This is a genomic window from Arthrobacter sp. SAFR-179 (genome assembly GCF_059414945.1).
Genome location: NZ_JBPFDM010000001.1, coordinates 632,821 through 647,245 on the forward strand (window position 1 = coordinate 632,821; position 14,425 = coordinate 647,245).

12 protein-coding genes are annotated in these 14,425 nt (G+C 64.4%); 9 read left to right on the plus strand and 3 right to left on the minus strand.

Annotated features, from left to right (window positions below; genetic code table 11):
• Positions 1-85 precede the first annotated feature (85 nt).
• The 6 genes from mtrB (at position 86) to secA (ending at position 9,608) form a co-directional block, all read left to right on the plus strand.
• On the plus strand, positions 86-1,858 hold the full coding sequence (gene mtrB / locus ACR65K_RS03125) for an MtrAB system histidine kinase MtrB (protein WP_440151464.1): 1,773 nt from the start codon (positions 86-88) through the stop codon (positions 1,856-1,858).
• Complete coding sequence (locus ACR65K_RS03130; protein ID WP_440151295.1) at positions 1,855-3,570, plus strand: LpqB family beta-propeller domain-containing protein; 1,716 nt, start codon at positions 1,855-1,857, stop codon at positions 3,568-3,570. Before mtrB ends, ACR65K_RS03130 begins: the two co-directional genes overlap by 4 nt.
• A gap of 113 nt (positions 3,571-3,683) precedes the next feature.
• Complete coding sequence (locus ACR65K_RS03135; protein WP_440151296.1) at positions 3,684-4,652, plus strand: ComF family protein; 969 nt, start codon at positions 3,684-3,686, stop codon at positions 4,650-4,652.
• A gap of 144 nt (positions 4,653-4,796) precedes the next feature.
• The gene (gene hpf, locus ACR65K_RS03140) at positions 4,797-5,522 is read left to right on the plus strand and encodes a ribosome hibernation-promoting factor, HPF/YfiA family (RefSeq protein ID WP_026265659.1); all 726 of its coding nucleotides are present in this window, start codon (positions 4,797-4,799) and stop codon (positions 5,520-5,522) included.
• 32 nt (positions 5,523-5,554) lie between these two features.
• A complete protein-coding gene (locus ACR65K_RS03145) occupies positions 5,555-6,766 on the plus strand; it encodes a winged helix-turn-helix domain-containing protein (RefSeq protein ID WP_440151297.1) in 1,212 nt (403 codons plus the stop codon).
• 100 nt (positions 6,767-6,866) lie between these two features.
• Entirely contained in the window at positions 6,867-9,608 is a 2,742-nt protein-coding gene (secA, locus tag ACR65K_RS03150; protein WP_440151298.1) for a preprotein translocase subunit SecA, read from the plus strand.
• Between the two features lie 156 nt (positions 9,609-9,764).
• Here the strand turns inward: secA and ACR65K_RS03155 are convergent, their stop codons facing one another.
• Both ACR65K_RS03155 and ACR65K_RS03160 read right to left on the minus strand, forming a co-directional pair.
• On the minus strand, positions 9,765-10,268 hold the full coding sequence (locus tag ACR65K_RS03155; protein WP_440151299.1) for an Rv3235 family protein: 504 nt from the start codon (positions 10,266-10,268) through the stop codon (positions 9,765-9,767).
• A gap of 211 nt (positions 10,269-10,479) precedes the next feature.
• Positions 10,480-11,388 (minus strand): LysM peptidoglycan-binding domain-containing protein, encoded by a 909-nt coding sequence (locus ACR65K_RS03160; RefSeq protein WP_440151300.1) that lies wholly within the window; start codon positions 11,386-11,388, stop codon positions 10,480-10,482.
• Positions 11,389-11,526: 138 nt separating this feature from the next.
• On the opposite strand from ACR65K_RS03160, the gene ACR65K_RS03165 reads away from it, so the two are divergent.
• The gene (locus ACR65K_RS03165) at positions 11,527-12,105 is read left to right on the plus strand and encodes a hypothetical protein (RefSeq protein WP_440151301.1); all 579 of its coding nucleotides are present in this window, start codon (positions 11,527-11,529) and stop codon (positions 12,103-12,105) included.
• Here the strand turns inward: ACR65K_RS03165 and ACR65K_RS03170 are convergent.
• The gene (locus ACR65K_RS03170) at positions 12,102-12,317 is read right to left on the minus strand and encodes a helix-turn-helix domain-containing protein (RefSeq protein ID WP_018768505.1); all 216 of its coding nucleotides are present in this window, start codon (positions 12,315-12,317) and stop codon (positions 12,102-12,104) included. The genes ACR65K_RS03165 and ACR65K_RS03170 overlap by 4 nt on opposite strands.
• Before the next feature lie 153 nt (positions 12,318-12,470).
• On the opposite strand from ACR65K_RS03170, the gene ACR65K_RS03175 reads away from it, so the two are divergent.
• Positions 12,471-13,112: a hypothetical protein gene (locus ACR65K_RS03175; protein WP_440151302.1), complete on the plus strand. Its 642-nt coding sequence runs from the start codon at positions 12,471-12,473 to the stop codon at positions 13,110-13,112.
• Positions 13,109-14,413 carry a CpaE/TadZ family protein gene (locus ACR65K_RS03180; protein ID WP_440151303.1) on the plus strand — a complete coding sequence of 435 codons (1,305 nt, stop codon included), beginning with the start codon at positions 13,109-13,111 and terminating at the stop codon, positions 14,411-14,413. The genes ACR65K_RS03175 and ACR65K_RS03180 overlap by 4 nt, the downstream gene beginning before the upstream one ends.
• Positions 14,414-14,425 lie beyond the last annotated feature (12 nt).

Genomic DNA, 14,425 nt, shown 5'->3' on the forward strand with positions numbered 1-14,425 from the left:
GGAGTCCCCGGATGCCGTGCAGCAGGACGGTGCCGCCCAGGGCGCGCCGGAAGCCGCTGAGGCTGCTGCCCCCGGACTCCGGCATGTGGCCTTCCGGGCAAGGATCTGGCAGCGGCGCGCCCTCATCGTGGCGCTGCGGGTGGCGAGGCTCGTCCGGACGGGAGTCCGTCGCTTCCTCCCCGGGCTGAGGTACCTTGGGCGGGCCCTGCAGCGGCGCTGGCGCCGTTCACTGCAGTTCCGCACGGTCCTCACCACACTGATGCTGGCCGTGCTTTCCTTCGCCGTGGTGGGCGCCTATCTGTCCAACCAGATCGCCAACAACCTGTTCCAGGAGCGGCTGACGCAGGCGGAGTCCGAGACACGTTACAACGTCAAGCAGGTCCAGGAGACGTTCGACGGCGCCCAGGTCACCGACCAGTCCAGCGTCATCACCCTGGTCTACGACACCCTGAACGCGGTGGAAGGCCGGGGCTCCGTAATCCAGCGCCGGTATGTATTTGAGGCGATGCCGGAGCAGACCAAGCCCCGGAACCGTTGGGTTGAGTCGCGGGCTTCGGACCAATTGACGGTCAGCGTGATTCCGCCGGAGCTGCGCAAGGCCGTCCAGCAGTCGGGGAAGGACCAATACTGGGCTTCCACTGTCATCCCCGTGGGCACCGAGGACCGGCCGGGGATTGCCGTGGGAAACAAGGTGACCTTTAACGGCACCGTTTACGAGCTTTACCTGATTTACGACCTGAATACAGCGCAGCAGACGCTCAACGAAATCCAAAGCGTCCTCTGGGCCGGCGGCGCGGTACTGGTCCTCCTGATCGGCGCCGTCGCCTGGTACGTCACCCGGAATGTGGTGAGCCCTGTCAGCCATGCCGCCATGGTGTCGGAGAAGCTTGCGGCCGGGCAGCTGCAGGAGCGCATGGTGGTCAGGGGCGAGGACGAGGTGGCCCGTCTTGGCGCCTCCTTCAACCACATGGCCGCCAGCCTCCAGGAGCAGATCACCCAGCTGGCAACGCTCTCGCAGATGCAGCAGCGTTTTGTGTCTGATGTTTCACACGAGCTGCGGACTCCGCTGACCACTGTCCGCATGGCGGCAGAGGTCCTGTATGACGCCCGTGACGACTTCGACCCCATCAACAAGCGGTCCGCCGAGCTGCTGTACAACCAGGTGGAGCGTTTCCAGTCCCTCCTCTCCGACCTCCTGGAAATCAGCCGCTTCGACGCCGGCGTGGCCGTTCTGGATGCTGAACCTGAAGACCTCCTCCAGGTCATTGCGCACGTCATTGAAGGCGCTGCTCCGGTGGCGGCGGAATACGGGTCTGAGATCATCTACTCCGCTCCGGGGGACGCCGTGATTGTGGAAATGGACGCCCGGCGGATCGACAGGATTTTGCGCAACCTGATCCTGAACGCAGTAGAGCACGGTGAGGGCAAACCGGTGACCGTCACCGTCGCGGTGAACGAAACGGCCGTGGGCGTCGCGGTAAGGGACCACGGCATCGGAATGGACCCGGCACAGGCTGCGCGGGTTTTCGACAGGTTCTGGCGCGCCGATCCTGCCCGGGCACGCACCACAGGAGGAAGCGGGTTGGGTTTGTCCATCGCCATGGAGGACACGAAGCTGCACCACGGCTGGCTGCAGGCCTGGGGAAGGAAGGGCGACGGCGCCAACTTCCGCCTGACCCTTCCCCTGCGGCAGGACGAAGTCGTCACCGAGTCGCCACTGCAGCTGGAACCAAAGGACGTCACCAATCCGGGTGCGCCGGGAAGCGTTCCCATGGATCAGGACCACAAGAACATGCTGGTGCTGCAGGCGGGAGCGGCCCGGCCCGCTCCCTCGCCGGCACCTGAGGAGGCACCATGAGGTCCAGCGGACGCCAGGCGAAGTACCCGGCGGCACTGCTTGCCCTGCTCATCGTCCTCCTGTCAGGATGTGCACGGATCCCCACCTCCGGTCCAGTGGGAAAAAGCAGCGAAAGCAGCGCCGGCAACGTCAGCGCCCCCGTGTTCCTTCCGGCAGCGCCCCAGCCGGGCGCGTCGCCGGAGACCATCATCGACTATTTCTACCGGGCCGGCAGCGGCTACGAGGACGACTATGCGGTGGCCCGCCAGTACCTGACCCAGGCGTCGGCCGTGTCCTGGAAACCGGACAAACGCGCGCTGGTATACCGGGAGGCGCGCGTTGTCCCCACCGGGACTGAAAACGTCTTCAACTATGAACTTGATGTCTCCTACACAGTGGACGCCGACGGCATCGCCACCCAATCTCCGCCGGGAACCGTGGAACGCATCCCGGTAACGGTGACCCAGGTGGATGGAGAATGGCGGATCTCTGGCATTCCGGATGGGACTGCCATTGCCGAAGAAACGTTCAAGGTGATCTACGGTGCCTACCCCATCTACTTCTACGACCCCACCTTCACCTACGCCATTCCCGACGTCCGCTGGTTCCTGAAGAACAAGACCGTCAAAGCCATGACCAGCGCACTGCTGGCCGGGCCGGCTCCATACCTGCGTGGCGCCGTCGCCAGTGCCTTCCCCTCAGGGATCAAGCTGGCCCGCGAATCCGTGCCGGTGGTGTCCGGGGCGGCCCAGGTGGACCTGACGGCGAAGGAACTGACGGAAACCTCCGCGGAGGACCGCCTTCGCATGCAGATGCAGCTGACCCTGACATTCCGCAGCCAGCCCGACGTCGTCAACGTTGAGCTGCGGGCTAACCAGGACCTGGTACGCGTCGAGGACGACGGGTCCGTTCTTCCACCGGTGCTGGACAAGACCGTGCCGTCGCGCCAGATCGCCATCAGCGGCAACGAACTGGTGCGGTACGAAAACAACCGCGTCTCGCCGCTGCCCGACATGCAGCCGGTGTCCGCGCTCAACCCCCGCTATCCCGCGGAATCCCCGGTGTCTCAGACGGCCGCCTTCCTCAATGACGGCCGCACCACGCTGTACAGCATCAGCCCGGGCCAGCCCGCCCGAGCCCTCACCACCCGGAGTACCCTCAGCCGGCCGACCTTCAGTATCAACGACTGGGTGTGGACGGCTGGACCCGGTGCCACAGGAGCCACGGAAGTCGTGGCTTTCCATCCCGCCGGCGTCGCAGAGGGTGCCGCCGTCCCGACCGTGACGCTGGCACCTTCCTGGCTTGCCGGCCGGACAGTCAAGGAATTCCGCGTCTCGCGCGACGGCGTACGCGCCCTGGTCATCTCCGAACAAAACGGGAAGTCCAAGGTGCAGGTAACGGGTGTAATCCGCGCCGTCGACGGCACGCCGCGGGAACTGACCGCCCCCATAACCCTGGTAGCCGCCACCGACCCCGACCAAGGGGTCTGGGTCAATGGCACTACCGTTGCCGTCATGAAGGGGGCTGCCGGCTCCAATGTCACCCCTGAGCTGTTGTCGCTCACGTCCGGACAGCCGCAACAGCTTGCCCCGTGGCCAGGGCTGGTAGCCATCAGCGCGGGAAATGGCGTCGACGACATCTACGTCCAGTCAGGGGAGGGGATCTTCCAGCGCCTGGGAAATGGCTGGTCCCCGCAAATCAAGGGCCCCACCGACCCGGCGTTCCCTGGCTGACGCTCCGCCAAGGCTGCGGCGGACGGTGCTTCCGCTGTCCGCGTGGCCCCGCTTTATCCACATAGCCACGCCCGGGCCTCCTTCCCGGAACGGTACGGGACGACAGTGGGACAGTGAATAATCTATTCGGCAGGACCGGCGAAGCCGCTTCCGGGCATCAGGAGACCCGGGGGACAGATCCGGACCTTGAACCACCCCCGCCCTGGGCAGCGCTGCACCGGGGTGAACACGAGGCCCGCCTCCTGCGCCTCAACGATTGGCTGGCGGTCGCCCTGGTGGACCTGCTCGCTTTGGCTGTCCCGGTGGACTGTGTGTGTTGCGGGGCCGAGGACAGCACCTTGTGCCCACCCTGTGCCGGCCGCATCCGCCGGCTGACCAGGCAGCCGTTCCGGGCGGAAAGCGGAGCTCCCGCCCTCATGGATGTCGCCGGGACCATTATGCTTCCCGTTGTGGCAGCGGGCGTGTATCGGGACGAGCTGGCGCAGGGACTTCTGTCGTTCAAGCGGCACGGCCAGAAGCAGCTTGGCAGGAGCCTTGGCCGGGCGCTCGCGGGGGGAGTCAGGGCGGCAGTCCCGGATGGCAATGGCTTCCTGCTGATCCCCGTCCCCACCAGCACGGCGGCCTACGTCAAGCGGGGGTTCAGCCCGGTCCACCTGCTCCTGAAAGAGGCGGTTCGGCAGCTTCCAGGCGTCGGCGTCGCGGACGTGCTGGCCAAAACAGCCGCGCCGGGCCCCTTGCTGCCGGGCATTCATGGATCGGGCGGCAGGAATGGTGCTTCCGGCCAAAAGGGATTGGGGAGGGGAGCCCGCTCGCAGCGCGTCCGGGGGTCGATGCGGGTCAAGCGCGGGGCGCGCGCACGGGTCGCAGGGCGCGCGTGCATCATCGTCGACGACGTCCTGACAACCGGTGCCACGGTCGGTGAAGCAGCCCGGGCACTGCACTTTGCCGGCGCCAAGGTGAGGGGCGCCGTCGTGCTGGCCGCGACACGCCCACCCGACACCAAGGACCCGGGCGCCATGGCCGCCGGCCCGCCCGGGAACCACCATGACTTAGAAAAAAATAAACCGGGAAAGGATGAATAACAGGTGGCTATGAACTAACGTCGGTGGTGGGTACCAAGAACAGAATGTACCTTTCGATGGCGGCTCGGAGAGGGGCTCGACTGTCAGACAGCCCGGCCCAGGGAAGCGCCGCCGTCGTGTCACCGAAGTCATTTGGAGGGCACCATGGAGTTTATGATCAGCGGACGAAATCTGACAGTTTCAGACCGGTTCCGCGAATATGCCGGGGAAAAGATCGCGAAAATCGAGTCGCTGGGTGACAAGGTCCAGCGGGTCGACGCGAAAGTCTCCAAGGAGACCAATGCCCGGCAGACCGGCGACCAGCTGACAGTTGAAGTGACAGTCCTGGGCCGCGGACCCGTAATCCGTGCCGAAGCGAGCGCCGCAGACAAATTTGCCGCCTTTGACCTCGCGTATAACAAACTGCTTGAGCGGCTCCGGCGGGCCAAGGACCGCAAGAAGGTCCACCATGGCCGCCACACTCCCAAGGCCGTCCGTGAGGCCACCGCCTCACTTGAGCCCGCCAGCGCCCACGAACCGCTGTATCTTGAGGCCAACCACCGGAATGAAGCGGTGGCAGCCCCGGAAGACAAATCCCCGTACGATGTCGACAACGACATCCCGGCTGGAAACTCGCCGGTACTGATCCGGCGCAAGGTCTTTCCCGCTGCGTCCCTCTCACTTGACGATGCAGTAGACAACATGGAGCTTGTCGGCCACGACTTCTACCTCTTCGTGGACAAGGCGACCAACACGCCCTCCGTCGTATACCGCCGGCGCGGCTGGACCTACGGGGTCATCACGCTGGACCATGAATGCGAGCCGGGAGACACCGTGGTGGAGGAAAAGATCCTCGCCTACCGTTCCGATGACGCCGCCGCCAACGCCTAGGGTGGATAAAACCAACATCAGAGAGGACTGAATTGTCGGCAACGCTGAGCCTTGACCAGGCACGGCGGATCGCACTGGCAGCGCAGGGACTCCATAAAGGACGGCCCACCGGCCCCGTGACAGCACGGGCGGTGGGCCGTACTTTTGCCCGCCTCCAACTCGTCCAGATCGATTCCGTGAACGTCCTGGTCCGCAGCCACTTCCTGCCCTTCTACTCCCGCCTTGGCAATTACGACCGGGACATATTGCAGCGCATGTCCGCCAAACATCCCCGGCGCATGCTGGAGTACTGGGCACACGAGGCGAGCTACATCCGGCCGGAGCATTACCCGGACCTGCTTTTATGGCAGAAGCGGTCCTGGGTGGGCGCCTCGCGGCTGGACCCGGGGCTCCGCAACGACGTCGCAGCCCGGATCCTTGCAGTCCTGGCCAGGTCCCGACCCATGACGGCCTCCGAATTGACCGCCCATATCGGCCATGTCGAGGAAAAACAGACCACCAACTGGGGGTGGAACTGGAACGCAGTGAAACGGGTCCTGGAACACCTCTTCGAAGAGGGGCTGGTATCGGCTGCCTCCAGAACCGGGCAATTCGAGCGCAGGTACACGCTGACCTCCAAAGTCCTCCCTTATCCAGCCCCGCCGGCGGGGGAAGCGGATCCAACAACTGCGCTGCAGCGGCTGACTGAAGCGGCTGCCCGGGCGCACGGAATCGGAAGCATCCGGTGCTTCGCCGACTACTTCCGAACTCCCGTCAAGGCAACGGCGCTGGCCGTGGCTCACCTCGTGAAGCAAGGCACGCTGGAACCGGTCAACGTCGCGGGCTGGAAGCGGGAGGTCTACCGGCATGCGGAGGCAGCCCTGCCCCGGCGGGCCACCGGCCGCGCGCTGCTGAGCCCGTTCGATTCCCTGGTCTTTGAACGCCGGCGCCTCCTGGAACTGTTCGGCTTCCATTACCGGATCGAGATCTACACCCCGGAGCCGAAACGGCGGTTCGGCTACTACGTCCTGCCTTTCCTGCTGCGCGACAGGATCGTGGCGCGGGTTGACTTGAAAGCGGACCGCGCGGGCGGCCGGCTGCTCGTGAGATGCGCCTTTGCCGAGCCGGACGCACCGGCGGACACCGCCGTCGAACTCGCTGCCGAACTGAAGCTGATGGGCCAGTGGCTTGGCCTGCCTGACGTGGAAGTGGGACCGGAGGGAGACCTCGCTGCCCGGCTGGCACAGGAACTGGCGCGCCCGTAAGGAGTATCCGCTCTCAGGGAAAAGGGGGCACCGGCCGCGTGTCTCTCCCGTAGACTGAACACGCCAGAATTCGGCGGCATCAGACTGGGAGCATCTTCACGTGGCATCACTTATCGAAAAAATTCTCCGCACGGGTGACAAGAAAACACTCCGGCAGCTGAGGAACTATGCCGATTCCATCAACGCCCTCGAAGACTCATTCAAGACCTTTACAGACGCCGAGCTGCGCGAGGAGACTGACCGCCTCCGCGAACGCCACCGGGACGGCGAAAAACTCGACGACCTGCTTCCGGAGGCGTTTGCCGCTGTACGGGAAGCCTCTTCCCGGACACTGGGGATGCGTCACTTCGATGTTCAGCTGATGGGTGGCGCTGCCCTGCATCTGGGGAACATCGCTGAAATGAAGACCGGTGAAGGCAAGACCCTGGTGGCGACCGCTCCCGCCTACCTGAACGCCCTCACCGGCAAGGGCGTCCACGTGGTCACCGTCAACGATTACCTGGCCGAATACCAGTCCGAACTCATGGGCCGCGTGTACCGCTTCCTCGGCCTGACCAGCGGCGTCATCCTCGCCAACCAGGACCCGGCAGTGCGCCGCCAGCAGTACGCAGCCGACATCACGTATGGAACCAACAACGAGTTCGGGTTCGATTACCTGCGCGACAACATGGCGTGGGACCGGAACGAACTGGTCCAGCGCGGCCACAACTTCGCCATCGTCGACGAAGTGGACTCCATCCTGATCGATGAGGCGCGTACGCCGCTGATCATCTCCGGCCCTGCCCAGGGCGACACCAACCGCTGGTACAGCGAATTCGCCAAAGTGGTGCTCAGGCTGCAGCCCGAGAAGGACTACGAAGTCGACGAAAAGAAGCGCACCGTTGGCGTACTGGAGAGCGGAATCGAAAAGGTCGAGGACTACCTCGGCATCTCCAACCTGTACGAATCCGCAAACACCCCGCTGATCGGGTTCCTGAACAACGCCATCAAGGCCAAGGAGCTGTTCAAGCGGGACAAGGACTACGTCATCCTGGACGGCGAAGTCCTGATCGTTGACGAGCACACCGGCCGCATCCTTGCCGGGCGCCGCTACAACGAAGGCATGCACCAGGCGATCGAGGCCAAGGAAGGCGTCGAGATCAAGGCGGAAAACCAGACCCTGGCCACCGTCACCCTGCAGAACTACTTCCGCATGTACGACAAGCTTTCCGGCATGACCGGCACCGCCGAGACTGAGGCAGCCGAGTTCATGAGCACCTACAAGCTGGGCGTGGTGGCCATCCCCACCAACCGTGATATGCAGCGGATCGACCAGCCGGACCTTGTGTTCAAGAACGAGGTTGTAAAGTTCGACGCCGTGGTGCGGGACATCGCCGAACGGCATGAAAAGGGCCAGCCCGTCCTGGTGGGTACCACCAGCGTGGAGAAGAGCGAGTACCTGTCGAAGCTGCTGGCCAAGGAAGGCATCCGGCACGAGGTCCTGAACGCCAAGAACCACGCCCGGGAAGCTGCGATTGTTGCCCAGGCCGGCCGGAAGGGCGCAGTCACCGTGGCCACCAACATGGCCGGCCGCGGCACGGACATCATGCTGGGTGGCAACGCCGAGTTCACCGCAGTCGCCGAGCTCGCCAGGCGTGGGCTGGACCCTGAGGAGAACTCGGAAGAATACGAGGCAGCCTGGCCTGCGGCGTTTGAAGCTGCCAAGCAGTCCGTAAAGGATGAACACGAGGAAGTTCTGGACCTCGGAGGCCTCTATGTCCTGGGCACGGAACGGCACGAATCACGCCGTATCGACAACCAGCTCCGCGGGCGTTCCGGCCGACAGGGCGACCCCGGCGAGTCCCGGTTCTACCTCTCGCTCACCGATGACCTCATGCGGCTCTTCAACTCGGGGGCTGCCGAACGGCTGATGAACAGCTCGGTTCCCGATGACGTCGCACTGGAATCCAAACTTGTCTCCCGTGCCATTGCCTCCGCACAGGGACAGGTGGAAGGCCGGAACGCCGAGCAGCGCAAGAACGTGCTGAAGTACGACGACGTCCTCAACCGCCAGCGCGAAGCGATCTACAGCGACCGCCGCCGCATCCTGGAGGGTGACGACCTGCACGAGAAGGTGCAGTTCTTCATCGAAGACACCATAACGGCACTGATCGACGCTGCAACCGTGGAAGGCAACGGCGATGACTGGGACTTCCACCAGCTGTGGACGAACCTCAAGACCCTCTACCCGGTCAGCGTCACGCCTGAAGACATCATCGAGGAAGCCGGCGGCAAGTCCAGGGTCACGGTTGAGCTGCTGAAGGAAGAGATTCTCTCTGACGCGCGCCTGGTGTACCAGGCCCGCGAGGAGGTCATCGGTTCCGAGAGCATGCGGGAGCTCGAGCGCAGGGTGGTCCTTTCCGTCATTGGCCGCAAATGGCAGGAACACCTTTACGAAATGGACTACCTGAAGGAAGGCATCGGCCTGCGCGCCATGGCACAGCGCGATCCGCTGGTGGAGTACCAGCGCGAGGGTTTCGCCATGTTCCAGACCATGATGGAAGCCATCCGTGAGGAAAGCGTAGGGTTCCTCTACAACCTCGAGGTGGAAGTCACCCCTGCCCAGGATGTCGTAGTACAGGATGCTGCGGGCGGACACACCGAGCACGTTGACCCTCAGGTCCATGCCGCGGGCCTTGAAGCCCCTGAGAAGCCGGCGCAGCTGCAGTACACGGCTCCCAGTGAAAGCGGCGGAACCCAGACCCGGGTGGAAACCCGGGCAGGAGGCGGACGCTCCGGCAACCCTGCCAAGGCAGCTGCCCAGGATGCGGCCAAACGCCCCGCGAAAAAGAAGAAGCGCTAGCAGAACAGCTGTAGGTAACCCGCCGGCAGCGGCAAACAAGGCAGGGGCGCACGCGTCCCTGCCTTTTTTGCATTTCGCTGCCTGTCTGCATAGTGCCCGCTCCGCATCTGGCCTGCCACGGCTTCTAATCCGTCCGGTCTTTTTCCAAGGGGAGCGTCAGCCGATGACAAGTTCGACGATCCGCCACACCTGCTTGCTGCGTTCAAGGCGGACAGCGACGGCGCGGGCCCGCACATCATCCACCACCACGGCGCTGGCCTCAAAGATTCCGTCGGCTACCTCGCAGACACGTACGGAGCGGACTGTTGAATTCCTATGCAGCCTGGCCAGTGAGGGATTGCCGGTCCTGGTGAGTTCGCGCCTGATCAGGGCCGCCCGGTGCTGCAGCGATGCAAGGCAGCGCGGATCCAGGCGCCGCGCCAACTGGTGGATGGGACGTATTCCGGCCAGGACTTCCATGGATGCCTGGACCGTCCCCCGGATAATGGCCCTCACTTCCGCGGCTTCACTCACGGGCCGGAGGGATGGCGGGTTTGCCCCGTGAGGCTGGGCCGCAGGGGGTGCCGCCGGTACTGGCTGGGGCTTGATGGGGCTGCTCTTCGCTTGCCTGGCCTTTGCGGCCAGCCCTTCAACGGCGCGGACGGGTGTCACTGCTGTCATGGTGTTCCCCCTGGTTGGATTCGCTTGTAACTCGGCCGGCCGTTGCTTCGACTGACTTTTGCTTGGATTGTCTGTTGGATTGGTTCGATTGGTTCGATTGCTTTGGCGGGTGCCGGGGCCTCGCCGGCCGGGCAGGGTGGGCGATGTCAGGTGGCATCGGCTGCTGGTCCGGCCTTCGGAGCGGCTGCTGGCCGGCGGGGAGGGGCAGCGGCTACGGAACTGCCGGCGCGTGGAGTATCTGGCCCGGCAGCAGGACGTCCGGGCTCCCGCCGATCACTGCACGGTTCGCTGCAAACCACCGTGGCCATTCAAGGGCGACGTCGACGTCCGATGCCTCCGGTCCCAGATGGGCACCGACGATGTCCCACAGGGTGTCGCCCGCGAGTACGGTCACTTCTATCGTCTGGCCACCCCTGTCGATGGCTGCGGTGTCACTGCGACCCAACCTGGGGTTGGCCGCGGTCCTGGCATCCGGTGCGGCCAGCAGGCCCGGTTCCACCACTGGGGGAGCCGGCTGCCATCCGGGGCTGGGCCCGGTAAGGGCTGGTGGGGTGCCCGGTTCCGACCCCGGCGAAAGGCCTACGCTGCCTGCTGGCGGTACTTCATGCGGAAGTCGCTGGTTTTGGACCTGTTCGCCACCGGGGCTGTTTCTGGCGGTGGGCTGCGGAACATTGGGGCGGGCAACCGTGCTTGATGGGGCGGAGGACGCCGTTTGTGCCTGTGTTGGTGTCCACTCGGGCCCAGGCGTGCTTATTACCCCCGCATTGGCGGCGACACCTGTCACGAGGTGCAGTGAGAGTGCGGCAACCACTGCCCGCTGCATAAAAGCCGGTGAAAGGCTTCGCGCGGCCGCCGCGGCCCGGCGTCGTCCCAGGCGCTCCAACAAAACGGAAGCAGAGGCACTCAGGATTGAGACAGCCCACCAGAGCAGAAGGGCAATGCCTGCAACGGCTGTTGCCCCGCCCAGGAGGATATCCACCGATTCGCCTTGGTGCCGCGCACTGGATTGCTGCCACTGGGACAGCAGGCCCAACGCGAAGACGCAGAGCAGGATGCCAAGCATCAGCAGGGCCAGCGCCATACCTGCATCCCACCACCTGATCTTGGCCGAATGAGCCATTACTACCCCTTTGATGTCGTTTGATGTCGTTTGTTACTGCGTGCATCAGTCTGAACCCGTTCCATGGGATTTGTCCATACGCTGGAATGAAAAAGAATGCGCATTGACGGGCGTGGCCGAGGACCCTACTCTGGCGGAATGCGCTGGGATGCACTCTTCAATGACATGGAAAGCCAGCTTGCGGAGGCAGACCGGCTGACGCTCGAGACCGAGGTCAACGAGCGGACCCGGGCTGAGATGGTGAGCCTGCCCCTTGAGGACAGGCTGCGCGCGGCGGTGGGTTGCCGGATCAGCGTCCAGCTCAGTTGCGGCGATATGGTGCGTGGTGAACTGACGCATGCGGGAGCGGATGCGCTGGTACTGAATGACGATCAGAACCAGGTGCTCATTCCGTATGCGGCCGCAATGCGTTACGTGGGCCTGGGCAGGCAGACGCGGGAAGAGAACTCACAGGTGCGTCGCTCAATAGGCCTCGCGCACGCCCTGCGGGGCCTGGCCCGCGACCGGGCGGAGGTCTCGGTAACGATCTGTGGCGCTGCCGGAGCCGTGCGGCTGGCCGGCGTCATTGACCGGGTAGGCAGGGACTACATCGACTTGGCCGCGGTGGTTCCCGGCGAGCCGCGGCGGAATCGCAGCGTGGCCCAGGTTTCAGCCATACCCTTCACGGCGCTGGCAATGATCAGGTCCCAGAAAACCGATGCGGGCCAAATGGGTTAGACGCTTTTGGAGCGCGACTCCTGGATCATGCGGCTGGCCTCGGCGTAGCGCTCCTCGATGTACTGCTCCAACATCTTCTCTTCGACCCGCCATTGCCCGCGCCCGCCCACCTGGATGGCCTTCAGTTCACCACTGCGAACCAGGGCATAGGCGGCAGGGGAGTTGATCTGGAGCTGTTCCGCGACGTCCGCGAGTGTGAGGAACCTGGGCATGCATTCATTTTGCCATCAAGTGGTTCAGTTTGTTGCTCTTATCCACAGATTGGCGGCATTTAAACAAATGACTTTTGTTCCCCGGGGCTTGCAGTAACAATGAGGAAGTCCGGCCGGCGTGGGCAGGTCCGGTGTACCCAGGGGGAGAACGGTATGGTTCCTGATTCAAGTGCCACTGCAGCACGGCTAAAGCGTCCATCATGGAAGGACCCCCGGCTGCTGGTGGGAGTGCTCCTGGTCCTGGTATCAGTTGCCGGAGTCATCTTCCTTGTGGGCAGTGCAGACCGGACCACAGAGGTCTTCGCCGCGCGGGACGGTATCGCAGTGGGCGAGCGCCTGACGCCGGAGAATGTTGTCCGTGCCAAGGTCCGGCTGGGCGACACTGAACAGCAGTACATCACCGCCGAGGCCGGCTTGCCCCAGGACGTTGTCGCCGTGCAAAGGATTGGGAAGGACCAACTGGTCCCCAGGGCAAGCCTTGGGCAGGTGGATCGACTGGACCGGAAGCCTGTAGCCCTCAACCTCGAGCAGACTTTGCCCTCACAGGCAGTTGCCGGTGCCCGGGTTGATGTCTGGGTGGCACAGCCGGATGCGAAGAATGGATTCAGCGAGCCCAGGTTGATCCTTCCCGGAGCGGAAATCGCAGAGGTCACCACCGGATCCACAGCCCTTGGATCGTCAAAGACCACCGTGTTGATGGTGCTGGTGGAGGACAAGCAAATGCCTGCTTTGCTTGGCGCGCAGGCAAACGAGGCGAAAATATCCGTGGTGTGGAACCCGGGTGGCGCCCGATGAGCATCCCCGTTGTCACCGTAGGCCAGAGCCGTGAGGACCTGGTAGGTGGCCTTGAAAGACTCCACGGCCCGGTCACCGTGGTTCGACGGTGTGCGGAACTTCCCGAGCTGCTTGCCGCCTGCCAGAGTGGGCTGGCAAGGGCAGCTGTCGTGGCCGAGGGGTCCGAGGGGCTGAGCGCTTCCCTGGTCGACCGTTTGGGAGCTGTTGGCGTGGCAATCGTCGCCCTGACTGATAATGCGGAGGAGGCAGCCCGGCTCCACAGGATCGGTGTCGTCCCGGCGCTGACAGGGGTTGAGTCGGCTGAGCTTTCGGACAGGATCGCCGACGCCGTCGCCCAGTTGACGGGCAGGCTTCGTCCGGCCAGCCTCAGCTCGCCGGCCGATACCGGGGCTGCGCTGGCAACAGATCCCGTTGTGCCTGAACTGGACACGGAGGGGTCCGGAGCCGGGGAGCTGATCGTTGTCTGGGGTCCCGCCGGATCCCCGGGGCGGACAACCGTTGCGGTGAACATTGCCGGTGAGATGGCAGCTGATGGCCGGGCGGTCCTGTTGGTCGACGCCGACACGTACGGCGCCAGTGTGGCGGCAGTGTTGGGTCTCCTGGACGAGTCAGCAGGGCTTGCCCAGGCGTGCAGGCTTGCTGACCAGGGGCTGCTGGACGCGGACGCGCTGCGTAAGGTGGCCGCCACGGTCGCCACCACAGCCGGGACATTCCGGGTGCTGACTGGCATAACCCGCGCCGATCGGTGGACTGAGCTCCGTGCGCCTGCCTTGGCGCTGGTGCTTGAGCGGGCGCGGCAGATCGTGGACGTTGTGGTGGTGGATGCGGGCTTTTGTCTTGAGGCGGATGAGGAACTGAGCTTTGACACCATGGCGCCGCGGCGGAATGCGGCCACATTGCGCCCGCTGGAACTGGCTGACACCGTCTATGCCGTGGGAGCTGCTGATCCTGTGGGCGTACCGCGGATGGTCCGTGCACTTGCCGAACTGGAAGGAGCGGTCCCGCAGGTGTCGCCCACCGTCATCATGAACAAGGTGCGTTCCTCCTCCGTTGGAAGGGAGCCGGAGCGCCAACTGCGGGATGCCTGGGAAAGGTATGGCCCCGCCTCCGGACTTAAGGCGTTCCTGCCGTACGACCCCGCAGCCGCAGACGCAGCCCTCCTGGCAGGATCATTGCTGCTCGAAGCGTCCCCCGGCTCGACCCTTCGGCATGCCATCCGCGAGCTCGTTTGTGCACCCGACCAGCGAAAAGCGAAATCATCTGTATTTTCTTCCACACCGAGGCGAAGAGCAAAGGACTAGGCTCGCCATAAG

Excerpts from the sequence above, each read along its gene's own strand:
- ACR65K_RS03170 (WP_018768505.1), bottom strand. The coding sequence starts at position 12,317 with ATGCCCAGGTTCCTCACACTCGCGGACGTCGCGGAACAGCTCCAGATC.
- ACR65K_RS03130 (WP_440151295.1), top strand. The coding sequence starts at position 1,855 with ATGAGGTCCAGCGGACGCCAGGCGAAGTACCCGGCGGCACTGCTTGCC.
- ACR65K_RS03180 (WP_440151303.1), top strand. The coding sequence starts at position 13,109 with ATGAGCATCCCCGTTGTCACCGTAGGCCAGAGCCGTGAGGACCTGGTA.
- ACR65K_RS03155 (WP_440151299.1), bottom strand. The coding sequence starts at position 10,268 with ATGACAGCAGTGACACCCGTCCGCGCCGTTGAAGGGCTGGCCGCAAAG.
- ACR65K_RS03165 (WP_440151301.1), top strand. The coding sequence starts at position 11,527 with ATGCGCTGGGATGCACTCTTCAATGACATGGAAAGCCAGCTTGCGGAG.
- hpf (WP_026265659.1), top strand. The coding sequence starts at position 4,797 with ATGGAGTTTATGATCAGCGGACGAAATCTGACAGTTTCAGACCGGTTC.
- ACR65K_RS03160 (WP_440151300.1), bottom strand. The coding sequence starts at position 11,388 with ATGGCTCATTCGGCCAAGATCAGGTGGTGGGATGCAGGTATGGCGCTG.
- ACR65K_RS03175 (WP_440151302.1), top strand. The coding sequence starts at position 12,471 with ATGGTTCCTGATTCAAGTGCCACTGCAGCACGGCTAAAGCGTCCATCA.